28 protein-coding genes are annotated in these 25,994 nt (G+C 34.9%); 11 read left to right on the top strand and 17 right to left on the bottom strand.

Annotated features, from left to right (window positions below; genetic code table 11):
* Nucleotides 1-6: 6 nt before the first annotated feature.
* Nucleotides 7-1,302: an adenosylmethionine--8-amino-7-oxononanoate transaminase gene (locus ABZA65_RS02315; RefSeq protein ID WP_373070174.1), complete on the top strand. Its 1,296-nt coding sequence runs from the start codon at nucleotides 7-9 to the stop codon at nucleotides 1,300-1,302.
* A gap of 6 nt (nucleotides 1,303-1,308) precedes the next feature.
* Here the strand turns inward: ABZA65_RS02315 and ABZA65_RS02310 are convergent, their stop codons facing one another.
* Together ABZA65_RS02310 and dnaJ are read right to left on the bottom strand one after the other, a co-directional pair.
* Nucleotides 1,309-1,899 carry a class II aldolase and adducin N-terminal domain-containing protein gene (locus ABZA65_RS02310; protein WP_373070172.1) on the bottom strand — a complete coding sequence of 197 codons (591 nt, stop codon included), beginning with the start codon at nucleotides 1,897-1,899 and terminating at the stop codon, nucleotides 1,309-1,311.
* A gap of 18 nt (nucleotides 1,900-1,917) precedes the next feature.
* On the bottom strand, nucleotides 1,918-3,048 hold the full coding sequence (dnaJ, locus tag ABZA65_RS02305) for a molecular chaperone DnaJ (RefSeq protein ID WP_373070170.1): 1,131 nt from the start codon (nucleotides 3,046-3,048) through the stop codon (nucleotides 1,918-1,920).
* A 72-nt stretch (nucleotides 3,049-3,120) separates the two neighbouring features.
* Here dnaJ and ABZA65_RS02300 point away from each other — a divergent pair, with 72 nt between their 5' ends.
* Genes ABZA65_RS02300 through ABZA65_RS02290 form a run of 3 tightly spaced genes read left to right on the top strand, consistent with a single transcriptional unit; the run spans nucleotide 3,121 to nucleotide 5,127 of the window.
* On the top strand, nucleotides 3,121-4,212 hold the full coding sequence (locus ABZA65_RS02300) for a murein transglycosylase A (RefSeq protein WP_373070168.1): 1,092 nt from the start codon (nucleotides 3,121-3,123) through the stop codon (nucleotides 4,210-4,212).
* The gene (gene recR / locus ABZA65_RS02295; protein WP_373070166.1) at nucleotides 4,209-4,778 is read left to right on the top strand and encodes a recombination mediator RecR; all 570 of its coding nucleotides are present in this window, start codon (nucleotides 4,209-4,211) and stop codon (nucleotides 4,776-4,778) included. The genes ABZA65_RS02300 and recR overlap by 4 nt, the downstream gene beginning before the upstream one ends.
* Before the next feature lie 52 nt (nucleotides 4,779-4,830).
* Nucleotides 4,831-5,127, top strand: a complete 297-nt coding sequence (locus tag ABZA65_RS02290) for a DUF2018 family protein (RefSeq protein ID WP_373070164.1) — start codon at nucleotides 4,831-4,833, stop codon at nucleotides 5,125-5,127.
* A gap of 8 nt (nucleotides 5,128-5,135) precedes the next feature.
* Here the strand turns inward: ABZA65_RS02290 and ABZA65_RS02285 are convergent, their stop codons facing one another.
* The 9 genes from ABZA65_RS02285 to ABZA65_RS02245 form a co-directional block, all read right to left on the bottom strand.
* On the bottom strand, nucleotides 5,136-5,927 hold the full coding sequence (locus tag ABZA65_RS02285; RefSeq protein WP_373070162.1) for a shikimate dehydrogenase: 792 nt from the start codon (nucleotides 5,925-5,927) through the stop codon (nucleotides 5,136-5,138).
* Nucleotides 5,927-7,330 (bottom strand): anthranilate synthase component I family protein, encoded by a 1,404-nt coding sequence (locus ABZA65_RS02280; RefSeq protein WP_373070160.1) that lies wholly within the window; start codon nucleotides 7,328-7,330, stop codon nucleotides 5,927-5,929. Before ABZA65_RS02280 ends, ABZA65_RS02285 begins: the two co-directional genes overlap by 1 nt.
* Before the next feature lie 6 nt (nucleotides 7,331-7,336).
* On the bottom strand, nucleotides 7,337-7,978 hold the full coding sequence (locus tag ABZA65_RS02275) for an SPOR domain-containing protein (protein ID WP_373070158.1): 642 nt from the start codon (nucleotides 7,976-7,978) through the stop codon (nucleotides 7,337-7,339).
* A gap of 34 nt (nucleotides 7,979-8,012) precedes the next feature.
* On the bottom strand, nucleotides 8,013-8,555 hold the full coding sequence (locus ABZA65_RS02270) for a DUF1882 domain-containing protein (protein ID WP_373070156.1): 543 nt from the start codon (nucleotides 8,553-8,555) through the stop codon (nucleotides 8,013-8,015).
* A gap of 34 nt (nucleotides 8,556-8,589) precedes the next feature.
* Complete coding sequence (locus ABZA65_RS02265; protein WP_373070154.1) at nucleotides 8,590-9,837, bottom strand: serine hydroxymethyltransferase; 1,248 nt, start codon at nucleotides 9,835-9,837, stop codon at nucleotides 8,590-8,592.
* Nucleotides 9,838-9,904: 67 nt separating this feature from the next.
* Complete coding sequence (gene lysS / locus ABZA65_RS02260) at nucleotides 9,905-11,425, bottom strand: lysine--tRNA ligase (protein WP_373070152.1); 1,521 nt, start codon at nucleotides 11,423-11,425, stop codon at nucleotides 9,905-9,907.
* A gap of 10 nt (nucleotides 11,426-11,435) precedes the next feature.
* The gene (locus ABZA65_RS02255; RefSeq protein ID WP_373070150.1) at nucleotides 11,436-11,921 is read right to left on the bottom strand and encodes a Fur family transcriptional regulator; all 486 of its coding nucleotides are present in this window, start codon (nucleotides 11,919-11,921) and stop codon (nucleotides 11,436-11,438) included.
* On the bottom strand, nucleotides 11,914-12,597 hold the full coding sequence (locus ABZA65_RS02250) for a CvpA family protein (protein WP_373070148.1): 684 nt from the start codon (nucleotides 12,595-12,597) through the stop codon (nucleotides 11,914-11,916). The genes ABZA65_RS02255 and ABZA65_RS02250 overlap by 8 nt, the downstream gene beginning before the upstream one ends.
* 3 nt (nucleotides 12,598-12,600) lie before the next feature.
* The gene (locus ABZA65_RS02245) at nucleotides 12,601-13,515 is read right to left on the bottom strand and encodes a GGDEF domain-containing protein (RefSeq protein WP_373070146.1); all 915 of its coding nucleotides are present in this window, start codon (nucleotides 13,513-13,515) and stop codon (nucleotides 12,601-12,603) included.
* Between the two features lie 150 nt (nucleotides 13,516-13,665).
* On the opposite strand from ABZA65_RS02245, the gene ABZA65_RS02240 reads away from it, so the two are divergent.
* Together ABZA65_RS02240 and ABZA65_RS02235 are read left to right on the top strand one after the other, a co-directional pair.
* Nucleotides 13,666-15,015 (top strand): class II 3-deoxy-7-phosphoheptulonate synthase, encoded by a 1,350-nt coding sequence (locus ABZA65_RS02240; protein WP_373070144.1) that lies wholly within the window; start codon nucleotides 13,666-13,668, stop codon nucleotides 15,013-15,015.
* A gap of 3 nt (nucleotides 15,016-15,018) precedes the next feature.
* Nucleotides 15,019-15,645, top strand: coding sequence for a glucosaminidase domain-containing protein (locus tag ABZA65_RS02235; protein ID WP_373070142.1), 627 nt, complete (start codon nucleotides 15,019-15,021; stop codon nucleotides 15,643-15,645).
* Here the strand turns inward: ABZA65_RS02235 and abc-f are convergent.
* The 4 genes from abc-f to ABZA65_RS02215 are packed head-to-tail and all read right to left on the bottom strand — an operon-like array spanning nucleotide 15,642 to nucleotide 20,049.
* Nucleotides 15,642-17,591, bottom strand: coding sequence for a ribosomal protection-like ABC-F family protein (abc-f, locus tag ABZA65_RS02230; RefSeq protein WP_373070140.1), 1,950 nt, complete (start codon nucleotides 17,589-17,591; stop codon nucleotides 15,642-15,644). The two genes, ABZA65_RS02235 and abc-f, sit on opposite strands and share 4 nt — an antisense overlap.
* Nucleotides 17,591-17,920: a hypothetical protein gene (locus tag ABZA65_RS02225; protein ID WP_373070138.1), complete on the bottom strand. Its 330-nt coding sequence runs from the start codon at nucleotides 17,918-17,920 to the stop codon at nucleotides 17,591-17,593. Before ABZA65_RS02225 ends, abc-f begins: the two co-directional genes overlap by 1 nt.
* 3 nt (nucleotides 17,921-17,923) lie before the next feature.
* On the bottom strand, nucleotides 17,924-19,360 hold the full coding sequence (locus ABZA65_RS02220; RefSeq protein WP_373070136.1) for an FAD-dependent oxidoreductase: 1,437 nt from the start codon (nucleotides 19,358-19,360) through the stop codon (nucleotides 17,924-17,926).
* Nucleotides 19,357-20,049 carry a phosphoglycolate phosphatase gene (locus ABZA65_RS02215; RefSeq protein ID WP_373070134.1) on the bottom strand — a complete coding sequence of 231 codons (693 nt, stop codon included), beginning with the start codon at nucleotides 20,047-20,049 and terminating at the stop codon, nucleotides 19,357-19,359. Before ABZA65_RS02215 ends, ABZA65_RS02220 begins: the two co-directional genes overlap by 4 nt.
* Before the next feature lie 155 nt (nucleotides 20,050-20,204).
* Between ABZA65_RS02215 and htpG the strand changes: the two genes are divergently transcribed.
* Nucleotides 20,205-22,091 (top strand): molecular chaperone HtpG, encoded by a 1,887-nt coding sequence (gene htpG / locus ABZA65_RS02210; RefSeq protein ID WP_373070132.1) that lies wholly within the window; start codon nucleotides 20,205-20,207, stop codon nucleotides 22,089-22,091.
* 151 nt (nucleotides 22,092-22,242) lie between these two features.
* Nucleotides 22,243-22,752, top strand: a complete 510-nt coding sequence (locus ABZA65_RS02205) for a hypothetical protein (protein WP_373070130.1) — start codon at nucleotides 22,243-22,245, stop codon at nucleotides 22,750-22,752.
* 1 nt (nucleotide 22,753) lies between these two features.
* Here the strand turns inward: ABZA65_RS02205 and ABZA65_RS02200 are convergent, their stop codons facing one another.
* Nucleotides 22,754-22,900, bottom strand: coding sequence for a hypothetical protein (locus ABZA65_RS02200; RefSeq protein ID WP_373070128.1), 147 nt, complete (start codon nucleotides 22,898-22,900; stop codon nucleotides 22,754-22,756).
* Nucleotides 22,901-22,950: 50 nt separating this feature from the next.
* Here ABZA65_RS02200 and ABZA65_RS02195 point away from each other — a divergent pair, with 50 nt between their 5' ends.
* Nucleotides 22,951-23,466 carry a hypothetical protein gene (locus ABZA65_RS02195; RefSeq protein ID WP_373070126.1) on the top strand — a complete coding sequence of 172 codons (516 nt, stop codon included), beginning with the start codon at nucleotides 22,951-22,953 and terminating at the stop codon, nucleotides 23,464-23,466.
* Here the strand turns inward: ABZA65_RS02195 and ABZA65_RS02190 are convergent, their stop codons facing one another.
* Nucleotides 23,467-23,763 (bottom strand): hypothetical protein, encoded by a 297-nt coding sequence (locus ABZA65_RS02190; protein WP_373070124.1) that lies wholly within the window; start codon nucleotides 23,761-23,763, stop codon nucleotides 23,467-23,469.
* A 195-nt stretch (nucleotides 23,764-23,958) separates the two neighbouring features.
* Between ABZA65_RS02190 and ABZA65_RS02185 the strand changes: the two genes are divergently transcribed.
* Both ABZA65_RS02185 and ABZA65_RS02180 read left to right on the top strand, forming a co-directional pair.
* The gene (locus ABZA65_RS02185) at nucleotides 23,959-24,189 is read left to right on the top strand and encodes an OadG family protein (protein WP_373070122.1); all 231 of its coding nucleotides are present in this window, start codon (nucleotides 23,959-23,961) and stop codon (nucleotides 24,187-24,189) included.
* An 8-nt stretch (nucleotides 24,190-24,197) separates the two neighbouring features.
* On the top strand, nucleotides 24,198-25,994 hold the full coding sequence (locus ABZA65_RS02180) for a biotin/lipoyl-containing protein (RefSeq protein ID WP_373070120.1): 1,797 nt from the start codon (nucleotides 24,198-24,200) through the stop codon (nucleotides 25,992-25,994).

The raw sequence follows: 25,994 nt of genomic DNA, 5'->3' as shown, positions 1-25,994 counted from the left end.
TCGACCATGATGAATAATGAATTAAAAAACAGAGATTTAGAAGTACTATGGCATCCGTGCTCTCAGATGAAAGACTATGAACAGCTCCCATTAACACCTGTAAAAAAAGGAAGTGGTGTATGGCTTGAAGACTTTGAAGGTAACAAATTTATAGACGGTATAAGCAGCTGGTGGGTAAATATATTCGGTCATGCTAACCCTTATATAAATGAGAAAATAAAAGAGCAACTTGATACGCTTGAACATGTGATCATAGCAGGCTTTACACATGAACCGATTATAAGACTATCTGAGCGCTTGGTAAAATTAGCTCCAAATGGTTTAGATAAATGTTTCTATGCAGACAACGGCTCATCTGCCGTTGAAGTAGCTCTTAAAATGAGTTTTCATGCACATAAAAATGATGGTAAAAATAAACCTATTTTTGTATCTTTAACAAATTCATATCATGGTGAAACTATTGGTGCCTTAAGTGTAGGTGATGTAGAACTTTACAAAGAAACTTATGAACCACTACTTATTCAAAGTATACAGACTCCAGTACCAAAAGATATGAGTATAGAAGCTGCACGTGAAGCGGCAGAGAAGTTTGAAGAGTTGTGTAAACAAAGAGCAGATGAGATTAGTGCGATCATTCTTGAACCTCTTATTCAAGGTGCCGGATATATGCATATGTATCATCCTGAATTTTTAAAACTTGTCAGTGATATATGTAACAGATATGATATACATTTTATTGCAGATGAAGTTATGGTTGGTTTTGGAAGAAGCGGGAAGTTATTTGCTTGTGAACATGCAGATGTTACACCTGATTTTTTAGTGCTATCAAAAGGGATCACGGGTGGTTATCTTCCGCTGTCTGTTGTAATTACATCAAACGATATTTATGCCAAGTTTTATTGTGATTATTTGGAATATAAAGCATTTTTACACTCTCATTCTTATACAGGTAATGCTCTTGCATGCGCTGCTGCAAATGCAACTTTGGATATCTTTGAGAATGAAAATATTATAGAAGAAAATGAAAAAAAATCAGCCTATATGTTAGAGAAATTAAAAGAGTTTGAAAATCTTGATAATGTATTAGAGATCAGACAAACAGGAATGGTAAGTGTGGTTGAATTAAAAGGTTACAGCTCAGAAGAGAGAATAGGTCTGAAGGTTCATCAGTACTGCTTAGAAAGAGGTGTATTAATTCGTCCGCTTGGACATGTAGTATATTTTATGCCACCATATGTGATAAGCTATGAAGAGATAGATAAAATGATGGATACAACACTAGAGGCTATAAAAAGTTTATAGCATCGATTAGTCGAAGTTGTAGTCTTTTTTATCACCCTCTAACATTAAGAGTCTGCAGCTTTTCTCTAAAATAGCCAGTTTTTTGGCCATTTCATGAATATCTCTGTTGTAAGAGTATACTCCATATCCGCGAATAACCATAATATTTGTCGTATTTTTTTGAAAATAGTGTGTAATCGTACTTTGTGCTCTATCGTACCAATCTTCAAAGTTACCAGGATCCACAATTTCAATAGAACCTATTTCTTTATGTCCAAAATAATCTTTAGGGTTTATAACATTATGTTCAAGTGAATACGCAGTAGTAAACTGCGGCATAGAGAAAGATATGAATTTTGCGTCAGAGATTTGAGAATAGATACTTTGATGAATAGTAGCATCCATACTCGCCTGATTCCAGCGATAATCTTTTTTATAATAAAGTTCTATAAGGGAAGACTCATCCAACGCATCAAAAACCGCTTCTTTTGTATTTATAAGAAAACGGTTTGACTCTGTTTTTGCAGAGATGGAACCGTGATAGATTCCAAAGAAGTCTTTTCTAAACATGGATAGGGCTAAAGTTGACAGCTTCTTTGTAAGATTAGTTTTATTCATGTTTAGCCTTTTGTTATTTTATTTAAACCAGCTTTTCATCTTGTCTATTGCAGAATCAAGTACACTCTCATGCGGTTTTGATTCTATTCCAAAAGACTCTTGAAGCTCTGCTATAAGCTCTTTTTGTTTAGCATCAAGAGACTTCGGATATGTAATACTAATATGTGCAATCAGATCACCTTTACCATGTCCATGTACATCATCAATACCTTCACCTCTGAAAGTAAATTGTTGTTTATCTCTTGTACCAACTTCAAGTCTCAACTCAAGTTCACCTGTAAGTGAAGGGATAGTGATAGTATCACCTGTTATAGCCTGAGTGAAAAACACAGGAATTTCTATATGAATGTCATTTCCATTTCTGATAAAGTGTTTATCAGATTTTACTTCAAAAGTTACATATAGATCACCACGATTACCGCGTTTACTTACATTACCTTTACCAGATACTCTTAAACGGTTTCCATCATCGATCCCTTTTGGAACCTTTAACGTTACAGTCTCTCTTTTTTCTTCATATCCGCTACCATTACAGTCAGGACATTTATCAGCAGGTGCACTTCCACTACCATTACATGCCGGACATGTTTGTGAAAAAGTCATAAATCCTTGCTGCATGTGAACTTGACCTTGACCGCCACACTGTTTACAAGTAGATAGTTTACCATCTTTTGCACCGGTTCCGTTACAAGATTTACAAGAATCTTTATAGTTGTAAGTAACTTCTTTTTCGCAACCGAATATTGCTTCATGAAATGATAGGGACATGTTTATATTCATATCTAACTGATACTTGTCCATATCTGCAGGATTTTGGCGTCTGCGTGAACGACCACCGCCGAATCCACCCATCATCTCTTCAAAAATTGCACCAAGATCCTCAAATCCACCCATACCAGATGAACGGCCACTGCCGCCCATACCTTGTAGACCCTCTTTTCCATAACGGTCATAGATACTTCTTTGTTTATCATCGCTTAAACATTGGTAAGCTTCATTACAAAGTTTGAATTTATGTTCAGCTTCACTATCACCTGGATTTTTATCAGGGTGGTACTGTTTTGCCAGCTTTCTGTATGCTTTTTTAATCGTACTTTTATCTGCGTTTTGGCTTACTTCAAGTATTTCATAATAACTCATCTCTTCCATAAATACACAATATCCTATCTAATTTTTTCGCAATTATATCGTTTTTAATTTAATCTTTGTATAATCGCACTTATGAAGTATATAGCTAATTTTTTTATAATATTAATTTTATTTGCGGGATGTAGCGTTAAAGAATATGTCAAACATAACTCCTTACCTAAAACAAAACTGTTAAGCAGTGACTTTGATGATCTGCCAAATTGGGATGATGAAAACTACGATGATGCATTAGAGAATTTTAAAAACAGTTGTAGAAGCGGAAGAACAAAAAAAATATATGAAGATTTGTGTCTTGAAGCAGAAAATGTAGATAATGCTAAAAACTTCTTTTTGTTAAATTTTGAACCTTTTGAGATACATGCTGAAGATGGAGATAAGGAGGGTTTACTGACAGGATACTATGAACCTTATTTAAGAGGCTCTTTAACAAAGCACGATCAGTATGTATATCCTGTTTATAAAACACCAAAAGATCTGATTACAGTTGATCTTAGCTCTATATACCCTGATCTTAAACACTATAGACTCAGAGGTCGTATAGATGGAAATAAACTGGTACCGTACCATACTCGCAAAGAGATCTCAGAAGTTGAAGTGGATGCGGATGTGATCTGCTATGTAGACAATAAAGTTGATCTTTTCTTTTTAGAAGTTCAAGGCTCGGGCAGGGTAGTTCTTGATAATAACGAAACAATTTTTATAGGTTACGATAACCAAAACGGACACAAGTATAAATCTATTGGAAAATATTTAGTAAATCAAGGAGAGATACCATTAGAAAAGATCTCTCTTCAGTCTATAAGAGAGTGGTTTAAACAAAATCCGGACAGAGTAGATGAAGTACTAAACTATAATGATTCTTTAGTTTACTTCAGACAAAAAACTCAAGCAGCTACTGGTTCTTTAGGATTAGAATTAACACCTAAAAGATCAATAGCAGTCGATAGAAGATTCATTCCGCTTGGTAGTATGCTATACTGCAGTGCTGAGCAAGAAGGCACTAAATTTAGCCAAATAGTTCAGGCTCAAGACACAGGCGGTGCTATAAAAGGTGCGATCAGGGCTGATATGTTTTTAGGTTTTGGAGATGAAGCTAGAGACGTTGCAGGAGGCTTAAAAGCACCTCTTAAACTTTGGATATTTTTGCCAAAGGATGATATGTGATTAGATCATTAGAGAAGTTTAATCGTCTTGTCGAAGCTTTAGAATCTTTACCGACCGTAGGTAAAAAATCAGCTACAAGACTAGCTTACCATATGGTTATGAATGACTCATATACGGGCATAAAAATCGCACATGCTATAGAAGATGCACTTGGTAGTTTAAAAAAGTGTACCAGTTGTGGCGGTATGAGTGAGGATGAGCTTTGTTTTATATGTTGTGATGAGAGCAGGGATGAATCACTCCTTTGTATAGTTGAAAATGCTAAAGATATACTTCTTTTAGAAGAAAACGGCTTGTTTGACGGTAAGTACTTTGTGTTAGAATCGCTTGAGAATTTAAGCATAGAACATCTTGAAAAAATAGTAAAAAATGGAGTTAAAGAGATAGTGTTCGCAATAACTCCATCGATCTCAAACGATGCAGTAATACTGTACATAGAAGATAAGCTTCAAAAGTACAATATTAACTTCTCTAAAATCGCTCAGGGTGTGCCTACAGGTGTTAGTTTAGAAAACATTGACATCCTTTCTTTAACCAGAGCATTAGAGACAAGAGTTAAAGTTTAAAACAAGTATTAAGAGATAAAATTCTCTAATTAAAAAAACAAGGAAATATCTAATGGCAAAATTTGAAGCACTATTAGAAGATGAAGATAATATCTTTGGTGGTACGCCAAAATCAAAATACTGGGACTTTAACTCTCAGGTAAGTAAAGATCTAGCTGAAGATGAGTTTGACAAGATAGTTGAGAAGATAGCTGTAATGGAAGTTATGCTTGCTGAACACTACGATATAAATTCTTTAGACAAAATGATAAAAAGTTATGCAGTACAAAACATGTCTGAAGTTGAAGATATGAAAAAAAGTGTATATATGGAGTTAGCAGGTTCTCTATTAGAGCGTCTTAACGACTAATATATGAATTAAAGCTCAAAGCTTTTTTTCATATACATACGAATATCTTCTTTTTTTAACTCACCATTTACAAACAACTCATTAGCCAAAACACCTTGACCAAGAAGCATGTCGGAACCATCTTTATATGTCAGACCTTTTTCACTGGCAAGTTTTAAAAACGGAGTTAGTTTTCCGTATATAGCGTCTGCAACGTATGAGGTGTTATCTAGTATATTTTCAAGCATGTTAAGCGGGCAAGGGTAGTTCTCATCACTTAGGCCTGCACTTGTCGTGTTTACTACAAGGTCGTATTTTTTAATTACGAGACTATCCCAAGTGTAAGTGTTATCAACTATCGATTTAAACTCCTCAAGTCTGCCTTCACTTCTATTTAGTACATCTACGACTATACCGTCTTGTTTAAATCTTGAAGAGAGCGCTTTAGAAGTTCCACCTGCACCGATGACTAATATGTTTTTTATATCTCCAAACTCTTCTATAGAGTACATAAAGCCATCAGCATCTGTGTTATAGCCTATCAGTTTGCCATTTTCGTTGATGATCGTATTTACAACACCTACAGTTTTAGCAAAGCCTCTGATCTCATCACATGCGTTGTAAGCTGCTTCTTTATGTGGGACAGTTATATTTGCACCGCTTAAACCGAGTGCAAAGAAAGTATCACGAAGTTTAGAGCCGTCTTTTAGATGTACACGAGTATAACATGCGGGATAGTTTAGATTTTTAAATACACAGTTGTGCATAAGAGGAGATCTTGAGTGTGAAACAGGATCGCCAAAAATAGCGAACAGTTTCATTAATCCAAGTCCTTTAAAGAGTGAACAAGTGCACCTAGTTTATTTGTAACTTCTAAATACTCTAGCTCATTTTGACTATCAGCTACAACACCTGCACCGGCTTGAAGAATAACCTTATCCTCTTTTACCATTGCAGTACGGATTGTGATCGCAGTGTCCATATTTCCATCAAACCCGAAGTAACCAATACTTCCACTGTAAAATCCACGTTTGATTCCCTCATACTGTGCAATGAGCTCCATCGCACGAATTTTTGGAGCACCAGTCATAGTTCCTGCTGTAAATGTAGCCATAAACAGATCAAACATATCTTTGTCATCAGCTATCTCTGCAACTACATCAGATACTATATGCATAACGTGAGAAAACCTTTCAATATGCATCATATCTTCAACTTTTACAGTCCCGGTTTTTGCAACACGACCTACATCATTACGTCCAAGATCTATTAGCATTAGATGTTCTGCAAGCTCTTTAGGATCGTTTAGAAGTTCTTCTTCAAGCTCACGATCACGCTGCTTTGTAGCTCCGCGTTTTCTTGTACCTGCAATTGGACGTAGAAGAAGTTCACCCTCATTTAGTCTAACCATAACCTCAGGTGAGCTTCCAACTATGCTAAAGTCTTCATATTCCATTAAAAACATATATGGAGAAGGGTTTTTAGTACGAAGAATTCTGTAAAAACTAAATGGATCAACTTTTATATTTCTTGTAAAGCGGTTTGTCATAAGGATCTGAAATACATCACCGCTTTTGATCATCTCTTTAGAATCATCGATCATTTTAAAGAATTTTTCTTTTGAATGTGCGAAAGTTCCTTCATCGTTACCGATGTTTTTAACTAACTCAATGTATTCAGTAGGTGATTTCAGCTCAGATTCTATTTTTTCAAACTGATCTGCATAATCTTTAAGAGTAGATACTAATGTGATCTCATGGTTTTTATGCGAATATACGAGTACTAACTTTGGAAGTATTAGATCAAGATCAGGTGTGTTTAACTCATCTACCAAGTCATCCATAGTTCCGTGTAGTTTTGGCTCAAAAACTTTAACCATATCGTAACCGATATAACCTATGAAACCATCCACATAACCAATCTTTAATTCGCTAGTAGCTTTTTTGTACTCATGAGTATCTATATTTTTATAGTACGACTTTAAAAAGTCAAAAGGGTTTTCATCTTTAGTGTGTTTTATGCCGTCTTTGTCAGTGTAGACAGTTTTATCATCGATAAATTGTAGTCTCTCACGTGCACCGATTGCAACAAAACTGAAGTTCCCTTCACTTTGACCGGCACTCTCAAAAAGGTAGCTTATCTCATCTGGATAAAGCAATTTTAATTTTTCATACACCGCTATGGGTGCAAGCATATCTTGTGTAAACTTTTTAGAATATATCATATTTGCCTATTTTCTAGTTAAGAAAGCACCGGCTTCAATAGAGCTTCTAATAGTTCTAAGTGCGCCTCTTGCTTCTTTTTCATTAGCAAACGGACCAACAAGAACTTTATTTAAAGTTCCAACTTTATAGAACTCGTATGTATAACCTTTGCTTGTTATAGAGTTTAAAAACTTTTTATTTGGTTTATATTTTGAAAATGAACCAACTTGAACAAAGTATTGTTTACCAGTAGCTTTAGGTGTTGTTACAGGTTTTGGCTTAGGAGTTTGTTTAACTACGGGTTTTGCAACAGGCTTAGGTGTTGGTTCAACTACTGTTTCAGCCATACTCTCTTCTTTTAGTTTCTGAGCTATTTGGTCAAGGTTATTCTCATCAATATTTTTCTCTTGAACAACTTCTACCTCTTCAAATAAAGCTTCCTCTTTAGGCATATCTTCTACAGTAGTTTCAGCTACGCTTTGTGGAGTTGGAAGTGGAACCGGTTTAGGTAGGTTTTCCCCGTCATTAGAATTAATAGTGTTCATTAACATTACTACAATTATTAAAACTACACCTAGTGTAGCTACGGCTAGAACTACCTTCTTATTTGAACTAGAGCTGTTTCCCTTGTTCAAAATAATATCATTTAACTCGTTATTCTCTTCCATCTTTAAACTCCTTAATTTAAACTATAAACACACTCTATAGATGCTTCGACCAAGAAGCACCACGCTCTTTTGCATATACTTCATACGGCAGTGTCAATATGTTGTACTCGTCGGGCATATCGTTGTTTGGAAACATACGCCATTGTTTTGGTTGCTTCGCAGCTAGTTTCATGCTGATCATTTTACCAAGTTGTATAGCTTCTTGTAAAGTGGTATGACCTTTATGTATATAAACATGAAGGTGACCCTCTGTTTTTGTTTTATAAGCTGTAAAGTTTATATATCCCTCTTCACGTAGCAAAAGTTGTGCCTTATGATAAAAACGCTCAGGATCACGACCGTTATAATCAATTACGATATTTTCAACTTTTCCACGAGAATTTACTAAAGAATGTGCAGCAGTTATTTCACCTTTTAAGTGTTTATTTATCACTTGTGAGTTTAACGGTGAGTTTATTTTTTTAAACTTGTTATAAAATGTACGGCCTTTAAAAGATATCTTATTGACCACTGTATCACTTTTTTCCCAATAGTGATCAGTAATCATCTTGATAAGTTTCATATCCATTGCCGTCATTTAAAGCTGCCCCTTTTTATAGTAAAAAATTTTATTAGTATGTTGACTGATTATAAATTACAAAGTTTTGAGCTAACTCTTTTAACTCTTCTTTTACTTTAGCTTGTAATTCAGTGTTGTTGATATCATCTAATACGTCAGCCATTTTGTTTGCGATTAGTTCAAACTCTTTCTCTTTCATACCACGGCTTGTAAGAGCAGGAGAACCTACACGGATACCAGAAGTTACAAATGGGCTTCTTGTCTCACCTGGAACAGTGTTTTTATTTACAGTGATACCTGCATTACCTAGTGCCGCATCAGCATCTTTACCAGATATTTCGCGACCAACAAAACTTACAAGTACTAAGTGGTTGTCAGTACCGTCACTAACTACATCGTATCCGCGTTTGATAAGTACTTCAGCTAAAACTTTAGCGTTAGCTTTTACTTGTTTAGCATATTCTTTCCACGCTGGAGATAAGTTGTGTTTGAAACCAACCGCTTTAGCTGCAATAACGTGAACTAATGGACCACCTTGAAGTGCAGGGAAGATAGCAGAGTTGATTTTTTTAGCTATATCTTCATCGTTAGTCATGATCATACCACCACGAGGACCAGCTAGAGTTTTGTGAGTAGTTGTAGTTACAACGTGTGCATGTGGGAACGGGCTAGGGTGCTCACCAGCAGCTACTAAACCAGCAATGTGTGCGATATCAGCAAATAAAATTGCTCCAACTTCATCAGCAATCTCACGGAAACGTTTAAAGTCGATCTCACGTGCATAAGCTGAAGCACCACATACGATTATTTTTGGTTGAGTAATTTTAGCAATGTCTAAAACTCTGTCGTAGTTGATACGACCGTCTAACTCAACACCGTAAGTGAATGAGTGGTAGTTTTTACCAGAGAATGAAGGTTTAGAACCGTGAGTTAAGTGACCACCGTGGCTTAAGTCCATACCTAAAAGTTTATCACCAGCTTGTAGTAGTGCTGCATATACTGCACCGTTTGCCTGGCTTCCAGAGTGTGGCTGAACGTTTGCATAGTTACATCCAAAAAGTTTACATGCACGGTCAATTGCTAATTGCTCAACACCATCAGCATATTCACAACCACCGTAGTAACGCTTACCAGGGTAACCTTCAGCATACTTGTTTGTAAATACAGAACCCATAGTTTCCATTACAGCAGGTAGTGTAAAGTTCTCTGATGCGATCATCTCTAGGTGATCAGTTTGTCTTTCCAGCTCTTTTTCGCATAAATCGAAAATTTCTTTATCAAATTCTTGTAAAAAACTCATGTTACAAAATTCCTTGTAATTTAAATATCGCGATTATACAAAAAAAATGATAATAACTGACTGAAAATTATTCTTCCGGGATTTCATCCTCTTTAGAACCTTCTGCTAGAGGTTTCATAGCAGGGAAAAGAAGTACGTCACGAATAGAGTGCTCATTTGTTAAAAGCATTACTAATCTGTCGATACCAATACCTTGTCCCGCAGTTGGAGCCATACCGTAGCTTAGTGCATCTACGAAGTCTTTATCCATCTCGTGAGCTTCATCGTCACCGCCTTCTTTTGCTTCACCTTGAGCAACAAAACGCTCATACTGATCAACTGGATCGTTTAACTCGCTAAACGCATTTGCAATTTCACGACCTGCAATAAACAGCTCAAATCTTTCAGTAATATCAGGATTTTCATCGTTTCTTCTTGCAAGAGGTGAAAGATCAACAGGGTATTCAGTGATGAAAGTAGGATTGATCAGTTTCTCTTCAACAAACTCATCAAATAACTCACCTTGAAGATAACCAAGAGTCATTTTTGCATCAGCTTCAAGGTTTTTACTTCTTAGGTAGTCTAAGATCTTTTCTTTGTCGTTTACAACATCAGCAGGTACGCCACCGATATCAGTAAGTGACTGAATTAACGGGATCTCTGTAAACTTATCAAAATCAACTTCCATATCACCGTAAGGCAGAATTGTCGGAAGATCCAGATGTTCAAAAAGGTACTTGAAATAATCTTTTGTGATCTCAATTAGATCTCTATATGTTTTATATGCCCAGTAGAATTCAATCGATGTAAATTCAGGGTTGTGAGTAGCATCCATACCTTCATTTCTAAAGTTACGGTTGATCTCAAATACAGCTTCAAATCCACCAACGATTAGACGTTTTAGGTAAAGCTCAGGTGCGATTCTTAAGTATCTGTCGATTCCAAGTGCATTATGGTGAGTTACAAACGGTTTCGCATTTGCTCCACCGGCAATTGGGTGCATCATAGGAGTTTCAACTTCTAAGAAACCTTTTTCCTCAAAGAAGTGACGAGTTAAAGAGATAACTTTAGAGCGGATTTGGAATGTTTTTCTAACTTCTGCATTCATAATAAGATCAAGATATCTTTTTCTGTATCTGATCTCTTTGTCAGTTACACCGTGGAATTTCTCAGGTAATGGTGCAATGGCTTTAGTTAAAAGTTTTAGAGAGTGTGCATGTAGTGAAAGTTCACCATGACCAGTTACAAATGGATAACCCTCAACCTCTACAATATCACCGACTTCAATGTTCTTTTTAAAAATATCGTTATAGAAACCTTCAGGAAGATTGTCACGTGCCACATATACCTGAAGCATACCGCTTTCATCTTCTATCTTTATAAAACTGGCCTTACCCATAATACGTTGAAGCTTAATACGTCCGCTAACAGTATAGTGACGTTTCTCATCACGTTTTTCTTCTAAGTTGTGAATATCATCGTTAACGTTTAAATATTTTGAAATAGTAGTGTTTCTTTTAGAATCATTTGCATATGGATTAAATCCAGCCTCTTTTAGCACCTGTGCTTTTTGGATTCTTTGTTGTATAAATTTATTTTCAAAAGCCAATATATCTTCCTTATTTGTTTTCTTCTTGTTGACACTTTTCACATATGCCGTATATTTGCATAGAATGGTCTTGCATTTTAAAACCTAACTCATCCGCTATCTTGTGTTGTCTCTCTTCTATTTGTTCATCTACAAATTCTGTGATTGTTCCACATCTGGTACAGATTAGATGATCATGGTGCTCTTTTGCACCAAGCTCATACTTTTTACCTTGAGCACCAAAAGAGAGTGAAGTAACCATCTTTGAATCTTCCAAGAGTGACAGTGTTCTATAAACCGTAGCTATACCAATCTTTAACTCAGAATATTTTTTTTGTAAAACTTGGTGTAAAGATTCAGGAGTTAAATGCTCGCTAGAGTTATATAGTGTCTCTAAAATAACTTCTCTTTGAATAGTAAACTTAAGATTGTTTTGTTTTAAAAGATTTTTGAAGTCTTCTAAAAGTTGATTGTATTCAACAGTAGGTTCTGAAAAGTTAGTTGATATATCACTCACTATTTTCTCCTGTTATTCTACTCTCAATATCTTTTTTATTTGCTTCTACTTGTTCTTTGATCTGCTGTTCTACGTTTTGTGTAATCTCTTTTGCTTTCTCATCTACTACGTCTTGAACTACATCTTTAGTCTTATCTTCTATAACTTTTGTAGTGTTTTCAATAGTTTGGTTTAGGTCATTGCTAATAGATACAGGGTCTATCTTCATAATTACAGAACCTGTTTTTGTAAGTACTGGAAATAAAACGGAATTTCCCATAGCCGAATCAATTACACCTCTTAATGATTGTACATTGTATATAGCATGTGCAATTACTGCCGCTATTAGAAAGAATTTACTTGCACCAAAAACAAAACCTAAAATTCTGTCATATATACCAAGCCCACTCATAGAGCTTAACTTTTTAAAGATTGCCCCTGCAGCTATCATAAGTAGCCAAAAAATAGCTAAAGTTGCTAGAAAACCTGTAAAACCAATAGCACCTTCATTATCGAAATTGAAGATTAGAGTGTTTAAGTACTCTCCAACATCAGGACCAAATCTAGATGCTATAAATATACCACCTATGATTCCGATAAGACCGAAAACCTCTTTAAAAAAACCGTTTAATATCCCTTTTAAACCTAAAAGTAAAATTATTGCTGAAGCAACAATGTCGAAATAGTTTATATCCATGTGTTAAATAGGCTCCGTAGATAGTTTGTTTTTTCCAGACTGTTTAGATCTGTAAAGTGCTTTGTCTGCTCTTGTTATAAAAGCATCAGGTGTATCGCCGACTTTTAGTTTTGTAGAACCAATGCTTACTGTTACACCGATATTGTCACCTTTGTAGATAAGCTTGTTATCGCTAACAAGCTTTAAGAGTCTATGCGCTATGTCCATACATTGGTTTTCTTTAATTCTATTTAGAACTACAATAAACTCTTCTCCGCCAAATCTGAATACTTTATCGCCATCCCTTAGTGTCTTTTTTAATATTCTTGCAATATATATTAGTATTTTATCGCCGGCAATGTGACCGTATTTGTCGTTAATTGCTTTAAAATCATCAATATCTATAGCTAGAAGATGTGTCTCATATCTGTCGTTAGCATTTTCACACATTTCGCTAAGGTACGTATTTAAAGCGCCTCTGTTATAAATTTTTGTAAGTGGATCAAGGTTTGATTTCTCTTCTAATTCTTTTATTTGAGAAGATAATTGAGATATTATTGAGTTTGCTTTGGATACTTCATCAACCATATGCTCTTGAATTTCGTTAAATTTAGATGTGATTTTTGGCAAATCAATATGCGTAGCATCACACTTCGCTAAAGTTTCTTGATGCTCTACTGAGAGTTTTGATATTTTTGAACTAGTATTTGCATAGTGAGTCAGACACTCTTTTGCAATATTTTTATATTCATCTGAAAGAATATATTTATCGGTATTATAAGAATTCAGTGTATCTGTTGACATATCTGAAATTAATTGTGCAGAGTTTCTTAAGAATTCGGCTAGGTGCTCTTTTGTCACATCACTGTTTTCATCAAGGAAACTCTTGATATTTAAACATAATTCATTAAGAAGAGGTTCTAACTCATTATTTGCCATATTTGTATTTCTTTTAAAATTGAATTTTATCTTCAGAATTATACAATCTTAAACTTTATAGATACTAAAGAGGGAAGTGTTGATTGCCCTAAAGTATAACTTAGGTATATTTGGCTAGAATTACAAAAATTATAAATTAAGGTAATAACGATGAGTATCTGGACACCAGAGAGCTGGAGAAGTAAACCAATATTACAACAACCGACTTATAAAGATCAAGAACACTTAAACAGAGTTTTAGGTGAATTAAAAAATTATCCGCCATTAGTTTTTGCTGGGGAAGCTAGAAGACTAAAAGAACAATTAGCAGATGTAGCTAAAGGTGAAGCATTTTTATTACAAGGTGGAGATTGTGCAGAGAGCTTTAGCGAATTTCATGCAGTAAATATCCGTGACACGTTTAAAGTGCTTTTACAGATGGCAGTTGTTATGACATATGCCGGTGGTGTACCTGTTGTAAAAGTTGGTCGTCTGGGCGGTCAGTTTGCAAAACCACGCTCGTCTGATACTGAAACTATTGACGGCGTTACACTTGATTCATATCGTGGAGATATCATCAACGGTGTAGAGTTTACAAAAGAAGCTCGTGTTCCGGATCCTGAGCGTATGATTAAAGCTTACAACCAGGCTACGGCTACTCAAAACTTACTTCGTGCTTTTGCAACAGGTGGTATGGCAGATCTTCATCAAGTTCACCAATGGAACCTTGATTTCGCTCATAAAAGTGAAGTAAGTGAACTTTATGAAAAACTTGCTGAAGAGATTGAGACATCTCTAAACTTTATGCAAGCTTGTGGTATTACGTCTAAAACTTATAGAAACTTACGTGAAACAGATTTTTATACATCACATGAAGCTTTATTACTTCCATATGAAGAAGCTTTTACTCGCAGAGACTCGATGACTGGCGAATGGTACAACACTGCAGCTCATATGGTTTGGATTGGTGATAGAACTCGTCAGCTTGACGGTGCTCATGTTGAGTATATGAAAGGTATTAATAACCCAATCGGTATTAAAGCAGGTCCAACTATGGATCCTGAAGATTTAGTAAAACTTGCTACTGCCGTTAACCCTACTAATGAAGCTGGAAGACTAAACATCATTGTCCGTATGGGTGCTGATAAAGTAGGTGATCATATGCCTCAACTTATTCGTGCAGTTGAGCGTGAAGGTTTAAATGTAGTTTGGTCATGTGACCCAATGCATGGTAACACTATCAAATCTTCTAATAACTATAAAACTCGTCCTGTAGACTCAATTCTTACTGAGATGAAACAGTTCTTCCAAGTTCATAAAGCTGAAGGTACTGTTGCAGGTGGTGTTCACTTAGAGATGACAGGTAAACATGTTACTGAGTGTATAGGTGGTTCTTTTACAATTACAGAAGAAGACCTAAGTTCACGTTACCACACACATTGTGATCCGCGTTTAAATGCTGATCAGTCTTTAGAGCTTGCGTTTTTAATCGCAGATACTCTAAAAGAAGCTAGAAAGTAATCTATGCTAAAACTGGTTCTTCTTTTAGGACTGGTTTTTCCCCTTTTTGCATCTCAAACCCCTGCAAAACTCAAAAAACAAAACTTTTACAAACGTGTAGTTCCCGCAGTAAATAAAGTATATGCAGAACTTGACTACAGATACAAAACTCTTAAAACAAATATAGACAACAACAACACAAAAAGCTCATTTGTAAAAAAATACATGAAAAAATACTCTGCCAAAGATTATAAAGAACTTTTGAGAAAAGTTAAACCACACCCTAAAAGCATAGCGATCGCTCAAGCTGCTGTTGAAAGCGGATGGGGTACTTCGCGTTTCACAAAAGTTGCAAACAATCTTTTTGGAGTCTGGTCTTTTAATAAAAATGAACCAAGAGTAAGGGCACTCCAAACTAGGGGTGAAAAAAAGATCTTTGTAAAAAAGTATGCTACTTTGGAAGACTCCATAAGGGATTACTATTTTGTGTTGGCCACAAGCAGATCTTTTGGTGAATTTAGAAAACTAAAAATGAAAACAAACGATCCGTATGAGCTTGTAAAAAAATTGGATATGTACTCAGAGAAACGTGCAGAATATGGAAAAGAACTCATACGTGTTATAAAGTTTAACAAACTTTATAACTATTAGTTTTGGTTTTCTATCTCTTCTTGTTTCTCCTCAATACTAAGTAGCTCTTCCACCTTTTGCTCATAAGTAGCCTCAACTTCTTCTAACTCATTTGCAAGTTTTGTAAGTCCTATCTCCTGATAACAATTAGGATCAGCTATACAGTTGTTTAGCTCTTCGATCTTAGCTTCAAGCTCTTCAATCTCAGCCGGAAGTTTTTCAAGAGCAATTTTTTCTTTGTACGTGAGTTTTATTTGTTTAGGTTTTTGCTCTTTAGTTTCAACAACTTTAGGAGCTGATAACGCCTCTTTTTCCATCTCATCAAGCTCTTTTAGCTCTTTTTCTATCTCAAGATATTCCGAGTAATTTTGGTACGACTCTTCTATAGTTTTGTCAGGTTTGAAAATAAAAAGTTTTTTTGCGATCTTATCTACGAAATATCTATCGTGACTAACTATGATAACCGCACCTGGAAAGTGAGTGAGTTGCTCTTCAAGGATGTTGATCGTTGGAATGTCCAGATCATTAGTAGGTTCATCAAGGATAAGAATATCTACGTTTTTAGTAAACAAGAGAGCCAAGGCTATACGGTTTTTCTCCCCACCACTAAGAACACCTATTTTTTTATCTAAATACTCACGCGGGAATAAAAAGTTTTTTAGGTATCCATAAACGTGCATGTTCTTCCCACGTACTTCAACACGATCTCCACCAAAAGGACAAAAGGTCTCGATCAGGTTTTTATCATCATCTAGCATCTCGCGGTGCTGATCGAAGTAACCTATTTTAAACTCACCCTGTTTTATTTTTCCATGTGTTGGTTTTATACGCCCAAGAAGTGCTTTTAGAAGCGTTGATTTTCCACTTCCGTTTGGTCCAACGATCGCTATAACGTCTTTTTGAAGAATACGAGTGTTAAAATCATGTAATAGCTCTTTATCACCCAAAGTAAGTCCCAAGTCCTCAACCTCAAAAAGCATCTTTTGTTTGTTCACACTTTTTTCGCGGTTAAAGTGTTTAGCCTCACGTTGAAGCTCAATTGACATTTTTCTTATCTGTGCAGGATTTGTTTTTGCAGCTTCGCGAAGTTCCATTAAACGCTCTTTACGACCCTCGTTTCTTTTAAGACGTGCACGTACACCACGGCTGTACCATTCGTTCTCACGTTTTAATAGTCCAAGCAGGTTTTCATGCTGCTTTTGAAGTGTACGAAGATATTCCTCTTTTTGAGTCAGATAGTCTGAATAACCGCCTGAGTATTGGCGAAGTTTTTCATCTTCTACCTCTATGGTTTTTGTTGCAACCTTGTCTATGAAATATCTATCGTGAGAGATAAACACAAGTGTGAAACGCTCTTTTAATAAAAGTTGTTCCAAAAACTCCACCATATATACGTCAAGGTGGTTGGTAGGCTCATCTAAAAGTAAGATGTCAGGCTTTTGAAGAAGCAGTGATGCAAGGGCAACACGACGTTGTTCACCACCACTTAAAAGGTTTATATTTTTGTTCTCATAACGCTTTAGATCAAAGTGTTGGATAATGCGTTCTATTTTGTCATCTAAGTTCCAAGCTGAGTGATGCTCTATATATTTTGATAGTTTTTCATGTTCATCTATAAGCTTTTTGTTCTCAAAATCTTCAGCTATTTGATGAGATAGTTCTTCATATCTTTGTTTTGCTTTGTTAATCTCTGCAAGTCCAGCTTCAACTGCTTGACGTACGTTATGATCAGGTTCAAAAACAGGGCGTTGATCTAGCATTTTTACTTCTAAGCCCTGGCGGATTATACGCTCACCTTCATCTTGTTCAAGTGTTCCGTTTACGATCTTCATAAGTGTAGATTTTCCGCTACCGTTTTTACCGATAACAACTATGCGCTCACCCTCGTCAACATGAAAGTTGATATCTGTTAAAATCTTTTGAGCTTCATAGTGTTTTGAAATGTTTAAAAGATCTATTAGTGCCATTATATTCTTTCTATTTTTTTATTTGCTTCATCGTAACATAGTTCACGAGCTGTATACCAGTCTGCTATCCCTTTATCGTTATACTGATATTCTTGTTGTTTTTGAGGGATTGCAATATTTCTAAGTTTTGATCGAATTATACCCATAACAATAAAAGATAAGATTAAAGTCAAAAAAGCGATGAAATAATCGTACAAATACCAAGATAAAATAGTGACAATATATGTAGTGAATTTTAAAAACAACCAGATCACATATGAGATCAGCTTACATTTTTTAGAGTGTAATTTCGGTGTTGGTTCGATCATATCTATTATATCGTTTTGCATCTTTTATACTTTGTTCTTTATATTTGTATTTGACATTGCAGCAGGGTAGCCTTTATCTTGAGCTATTATTTTAGCATTTTGTACGATCTCTTCTTCTTGAAGTTCTTCAAGGTGTTTTGTGTCTCTTGAGTTTATTACAGAGTCATCCAAAAAACCTAGTTTTATAAACTCTTTGACTATAGCATCGATCATGCTAAGCACCGAAGATACTTTTACAACTTCACATCTCGCATAGTTCTTATCTACAAATGAAACTTCTGCTACACGCAGTGTAGGATCATCTCCTGGAATCTGTTGAGCTCCGAATAATGGTTTTGAAGCTACAGTCGCATTTGAAAATGATGGAATATATTTTGAAATATGCTCTATTGCTTTTTTTGTACGACTATCAATCTCTTCTTGATCCCACGAACTTTCTATCTTTTTTATAAAATCTTCTTGTAGTTGCGGTTGGCAGCTTTGCTTTGTATTAGCTACAAGTCCGCCTTTGTAAAGAGTTATCTCCTCTGTCATGCCATGAAGTTGAAAGTGGCCGTTTGGATATGGCGTGAATTGTCCCATACCTTGAGGAGTTCCACGCTCTCCATGAAATATGATCTCAGGGAATAAAGTATCATTGTTTTCCCATTTTGTAACGTATGCAGCTTTAAATTCAACCATGCGTTTACAAGGAACACCAAGCATATCATCTATTTTTCCACTGCGAAATCCAGCCGCATTTATTATATAGTCAAAGTTTTCACTATGTTCTTGATTGTCTTTTTCATATGTGAATACAAAACTATCAGAATCTTTTTCTCTTATGATATTTTTTACTTTTGTATTTGTTCTTAGTGTAATATTAGCTATTTTTGAGAGTGAAGTTTTCACACCAGATGCTAATCTAAAAAGATTAAGACCATACTCCTGAACCATAATTATCGGAAACTGAACTTTTGTAAAGTCTATGTTTTTAGCAACCGGGATCATCCACTCATCCATACTTTTTGGAATAGAGGAACTTTCTTTATTCTTTAGAAGTTGCATATCTTCTTCTGTATAAACTTTAAAGTACTCCTCACTTTTTCCAAGTACCATGTTTTTCTCATCTAGATCTATCAGTTTTTGATACTCTTTTGTTAAAAGTTCAAGTCTTGGAATCAGTTTTTGCGGAGTACCTTTGTCTTCTTTAGGAAGTACTATAACGGTTGGACGATAATCTACGACATAAGGGTAGTAGCGTAAAAAATCTATAGACTGTTTTAATAGTGTTACACACTGCTCATCTGAAATCTCACGATATAAGTTCCCACCTGCATGAAGATGACAAAAAGGTGGTCCGCTGATTAGATCGTTTTGCTTCTCAAAAAGAGTTACATCAAGACCTAAATTTCCAAGGTATAAAGCTGTAGTTGAGCCTGCTACACCACCACCTATTATTGCTATTTTTGTATCTTTCATTTTATTACTCTCAAAATATCTTTAAAATCATTAAGTACGACAGTTGGATTGTATATATTTATATCTTCACCGTAATTATACCCGTAACTAACTCCTATACTTTGCATCGAACAAGCATTAGCCGATAAAATATCATTTTTAGAATCACCGACCATAACTGAATCGTTTATATCTATGTTTAGCGTTTCACAAACATGAAGCAGTGGAGCAGGACTTGGTTTTTTCTCTTTTAACGAATCACCGCCAATATAGTATTCAAATAGATCATCAAGTTCTAATTTTTCTAATATAGGTTTTATAAAAGCATGCGGTTTATTTGTAACAATAGCCATCATATAACCGTCATTTTTTAAAGTTTTTAGAGTTTCAGATACATTTGGATAGGTAATGGTTTTTATACAAACATGTTCACTGTAATAAGTTAGAAATATATTTAACGCATTTTCAAGAACTTCAGCATCAATATCTTGATCGTCTATATCCGTTTTTCCAAGTAGCCCGCGTTGTACCAAAGTTTTGGCACCGTTTCCTACCCAGCCGTGGATTATTTCTTCAGAGTATGTTTTTAGTTCGAGTTGTGATAATGTGTAGTTAAGTGCATGTGCCAAATCAGGACCACTGTCTATAAGTGTTCCGTCAAAGTCAAAAATGATAAGTTTTTTATTTTTTAAAATATTATTGTTTTTCAAATGAGCTCTTTTTTCAAAATTATAGCAAAAGCTAGTTAACTAAATTAACTTTAGTGTATTTGACTAAATTAACTTGATGCTATTTGTAATTATTAACTTTTTTTTGCTAACATTCTATCGATTAAAATAAAAAAATATTTAAAAAAGGATACTTAATGGCAAAACATCAGTTTCAAACAGAAGCAGACCAAATATTACATTTAATGACACACTCACTTTACTCAAATAAAGAAATTTTCATACGTGAGTTAGTGTCAAATGCATCAGATGCATTAGATAAACTAAACATGCTTGTTTTAACAGATGAGAAGTATAAAGACGTGACGTTCTCACCTCGTGTTGACATAGTTGCAAATAAAGATGCAAAGACTCTTACTATCAAAGATACTGGTATCGGTATGAACGAAGAGGATCTTATGAACAACCTTGGTACTATCGCAAAAAGTGGTACTAAAGCATTCATCGAGAGTATGACGGGAGATCAGAAAAAAGATTCACAACTTATAGGACAGTTCGGTGTTGGTTTTTACGCTTGTTTCATGGTAGCTGACAAGGTTGAAGTTACTACTAAAAAAGCAGGCGATGATCAAGCTTTTATCTGGACAAGTACAGGGGCTGGTGAATTTGAGATCGAAAACGCAACACAAGATGGTCACGGTACTACAATTGTTATGCACTTAAAAGACGATGAAGGTGAATTCTTAGAAGAACACAGAATTGAGAGCATTATCAAAAAATACTCTAACCATATCCCATTCCCAATTTTTATGGATAAAGAGAAATACATTCCTGCCGTTACAGATGATGAAGGGAATGAGACAGAACCTTCTAAAACTGAGATCGAAAATCAGCAGATCAACAAAGCAAACGCTCTTTGGACAATTGCTAAAAAAGATATCACTGATGATGAGTACAAAGATTTCTACAGCTCATTTGCACACTCTAGTGAAGAACCGCTTACTTGGATGCACAATAAAGCTGAGGGTGCAATAGAGTACACTACACTTTTCTATATCCCAAGCAAAGCTCCTATGGATCTTTACCGTGTTGATTATGAAACTGGTATCAAGCTTTACATCAACCGTGTATTTATCACAGATGATGAAAAAGAGCTTATGCCTACATACCTGCGTTTCTTACGCGGTGTGATCGATTCAAAAGATCTTCCACTAAATGTATCTCGTGAGATTCTACAATCAAACGCTGTTATGACTAAGATCAAAAACGCTTCGGTTAAAAAAGTATTATCTGAACTTTCAAAGCTGAAAAAAGACAAAGAAAAATATGATAAGTTCTATGCAGAATTCGGTAATGTTTTAAAAGAGGGTCTTTACAACGACTTTGCAAACCGTGAGAAGATTTTAGAGCTTTTACAATTCAATACTTTAAACTCAGATGAGAAAGTGTACATTGAAGATTTCGCTAAAAACGTAGACGAAGATAAGAAGGAAATCTACTACATTACTGGTAAGACTTCAGTAGAGATGTTAAAAGCTTCACCTAGCTTAGAGCGTTTCAAAGCTAAAGGGATCGATGTACTTATTCTAAACGAAGAGGTAGATAGCATCATCTTCCCAATGGTTAACGAGTACAAAGAGTATAAGTTAATGCATATTTCAGATGCTAAATTTGAACTGGACGAAGAAGAGAAAAAAGCTGAAGAAGAGACTGCTAAGACTTATGAAGGACTTGTTGGACAGTTTAAAGAGGCTCTTGGTGAAGCTGTAAAAGAGGTTGAAACTACAACAGATCTTGTTGATTCACCTGTTAAATTAAAAGAGGATAAAGAAGATCCTGCTTACATGATGGCACAGATGATGAAACAAATGGGTCAAGAAGCTCCTGAAGCTCCAAAACCGATCTTGCAGATTAATCCTAAACATGAACTTTTGGTTAAACTAAAAGACTCATCTGATCTAAACCTTGTTCAAGATGCTGCACACGTACTTCTAGATCAGGCTAAACTGTTTGATGGTCAAGAGCTTGATGATACTGCAGATTTTATAGCTCGTCTAAACAGAATCATTACAAAAGCTATATAATATACATGCTATTTTACTCCCATTTATTTTATGGGAGTAATATTTAGGCAACTAAATGTAACTATTTTGTGATTTTTTTCAATTCTTTTATGATATAATCTCTAATCAACTTATTACACTTTGTAATAATTAAATCAATATATGGAAATGCATGCTAAATAAAGTAGTTATTGATGATACTCTTTCAAAAGATGACAATATAGCGTCAATACTTAAATTAGCCCAGTCTGTTTGTGATCAAGTGATCGAACATAAACAAGAAGACTTTTCTCCTACATATGTCTTTGACTATTCTAAACCAGCACATGAACTAGGTCTTGAAGAAGAATTAATCGCACAGCTTATAGAAGATTATATTTATCAGGTTTTTAACTCTTACGAGAATTTTCATAAAATTTTAGATAACGTTTCAACATCGGATGAACAGGATTTGGATGAACATCTTATAGAACTTAAAAACTTAGCACACAAGAATTTAGGTGTGGCAAGAAACTTAAGAATTGAAGATTCTCAGATACTATTAACTGAGCTTATGAACAATCATACAGATATTGAGTATTTAAAAAAATGCGTAGAAGCTTTAATGGGTTGTTCGTTTAAACTAAACCCTGGTTATGCATATGATGTGTTGAAGCTTAAAAAAATTAAAGACAATTTCTAACTTACTTTCTAACAGCTCCTGAAATTTTTTGTAATACATTCTCATTTGACTGCTTATAAACAACATTTTTGTCTTTTACAGGCAGCGATAAAGCTAATATAATAAATACAAATGAGAAAATAACCCCAGATAGTATACTAAGAATCATTTTTAATTTAAAATCTTTCATGAATTTATTATATCATGTTACTATGTCACATGCATAAAATCTTTAGATATATTTTTATTTTTTTACTTTTTAATATTGCTATTCTTTCAAAAGAACCAACACTCGCTATTTTAAGATCAGTTGATACAAATGAGTATCAAAAATTTAGTATAGGGATGTATGAATTTATATGCAGACCTTATGGCGTAGTTACTTTAGAAGAGTTGTTTCAAAGAGCTGAAGCTAACTCGCTTTGCCAGACAAGTATAAATGAGTTTTATTTAAAAAACCATATGCAGAGATACTTTGCACAAAATCTATTAAAAAACAGACAAACTTATCATATAGAGTTTAAAGAGAACCGTTGTATATTGTATGCAAAAGGAAGATTAAGTATGTCTGAACTGCTTATACAAAACGGTTTGGCCTTTAAAAAGCCAAATTTTAAGGATAAGGAGTTTGAACACTCTTTTACGCAATCACAAGAGTATGCACAGCGTTTAGAAATAGGACTTTTTAAAGAGAAAATTGAAAAAAAGTGCGTATCTGAATTATCTAAGTTCTAGTTAGTCTTTATTATGAGTCATATATACCCAAAATTCTTTGTGAGTATAACCTCTGTTTAAAAAATATATTTGAAGTATTGTAACCCTGTATAGTGTAACAAGCATCTTTGCAAAAGGGATAAAAAGACTTATACTTACTAATAAAGATTGTTGTTTATCACCCTTAGATTTTAGCATCTCTTCCATACCGATATTTTTTGTTAAATACATTCCAAAAAGAATAGAAAATACAAAATTAAGGGTTAACCCAAAAATTAAATATGCGATAAAATCTTGTTCTAGCATTCCAGCAATCATGGTAAATTTTCTCCATAAAAAATATTAAATAATACAGTATATTATCCAATAAAATCTTTTTGTTTTATTAGAAAATTTATGTAGGAAAAAAAAGTAACAAATCTGTATTGTTTTTACATTAAAAAGTTCCTAACAAGTAAATTTAAACATCTTTGTATTATAATGCATCCAAATTATAAAAATAAAGGTAGATTTATGGAAACTAACCTCGTAGTTGAGGGATTTAAATTTATGGGTCTAGGAATGGCAACTGTGTTTGTTTTCCTTATTATTCTGATAATCGCAATGAATGCAATGTCTGTAATAATCCACAAATTTTTCCCGGAGCCACAGGCTAATGATTCGTCAAATGCAGGTAATGCAAGTGACAATAAAAAAATAATCGCGGCGATTACTGCTGCTGTTAAGTACCATAGACAAGGTTAAGGATAGAAATGGCTAAAAAATTTATAGATATAATGGATACAACATTCAGAGATGGTTTTCAGTCAGTATACGGCGGTCGTGTACTTATGAACGACTTTTTTCCGGCTGTTGAAGCTGCTAAAACAGCAGGTATTAACCACTTTGAATTCGGTGGTGGTGCTAGATTTCAATCTCTTTACTTTTATTTAAAAGAAGATGCGTTTGAGATGATGGATAAGTTCCGCGAAATCGTTGGACCTGATGCAAATCTTCAAACATTAGCTCGTGGTGTAAACACAGTTATGCTAGATACGGGTTCAAAAGAGTTAATTGATTTACATGCTAAGTTATTTAAAAAACACGGTACAACTACTATACGTAACTTTGATGCATTAAATGATATAGAAAACTTAAAATACTCAGCTGAGAGAATTACTCATCATGGACTTAAACACGAAGTTGTGGTGACAATGATGGATTTACCACCGGGATGTTATGGTGCTCATGATGTTGCTTTTTATGAAAAAACTCTTCGTGATATTTTAGACAGCGGTATTCCATATACAAGTATTGCATTTAAAGATGCTTCTGGAACATCGTCACCTCAAAAAGTTTATGAGACTATTAAAATGGCTAGAAATCTAGTTGGAGAAGATACTCATATCCGTATGCATACACATGAAACTGCAGGTGTATCTGTTTCTGCTTATATGGCTGCGTTAGAAGCTGGTGCTGATGGTATCGATTTAGCTGCTTCACCTGTAAGTGGTGGAACTTCTCAACCAGATATTCTTACAATGCTTCATGCTACTAAAGGGATGGACTTTGATTTAGGCGGATTAGAAATTGAAAAAATTCTAACTTATGAAAAAGAGCTTCAGTCTTGTCTAAGTGATTATTTTATGCCACCTGAGGCTACAATGGTATCTCCTGTAATCCCATTCTCACCAATGCCTGGTGGAGCACTTACTGCAAATACTCAGATGATGCGTGACAACGGTATTATGGATAAGTTCCCTGAAGTTATCGCTGCTATGCAAGAGGTAGTTGAAAAAGGTGGTTACGGTACTAGTGTAACTCCAGTTTCACAATTTTATTTCCAACAAGCACTTAACAATGTAATGCAAGGACCTTGGAAAGCAATTGCACCAGGTTATGGAAAAATGGTACTTGGATATTTTGGTAAAACTCCTGTTGCACCGGATCCAGAAGTTGTAAAAATTGCTTCAGAAAAATTAAATCTAGAGCCTACAACTGAAAAAGCACTTGATTTAGCAAATGCTGATGAGTCTAAATCTTTAGAGACTTGGATAAATAAGCTTAAAGAAGAAGATATTGAAATAACAGAAGAAAATATTTTTATTGCAGCAGCATGTCAAGACAAAGGTATCGCATTCTTAAAAGGTGAAAGCGAATTAAACGTAAGAAAAATTTCTCAAATGAAAGATGATTGTAAAGGAAGTGAAGAGATGAGTGGAAATTATACAGTAGTAGTAGATGGTCAAAAATTTAGCGTTCAGGTTGCTGAAGGTGATGCAGATATTCAAGTAACTGCAGTAAACGGTGAGAGTGCAGCTCCTGCAGCAGCTCCTGCTCCTGCAGCTGGTGGTACTGGTGATGATATTAAAGCACTAGTTCCAGGTAATGTTTGGAAAATAATTATGAACCCTGGTCAAAGTGTAAATGAGGGTGACGTTATTATGATCTTAGAATCTATGAAAATGGAAATTGACGTTGTTGCTACTCGCGGTGGTGTTCTTAAGTCTATTAATGTTGCTACTAATGATAAAGTAGTTGAAGGTCAAGTAGTAGCAGTAATAGGATAA

It is taken from the genome of Sulfurimonas sp. (assembly GCF_041583195.1).
Classification (GTDB): Bacteria; Campylobacterota; Campylobacteria; order Campylobacterales; family Sulfurimonadaceae; genus Sulfurimonas.
Note: the sequence above shows the minus strand (reverse complement) of the source record. Positions and strands in the feature narration are given on the sequence as shown.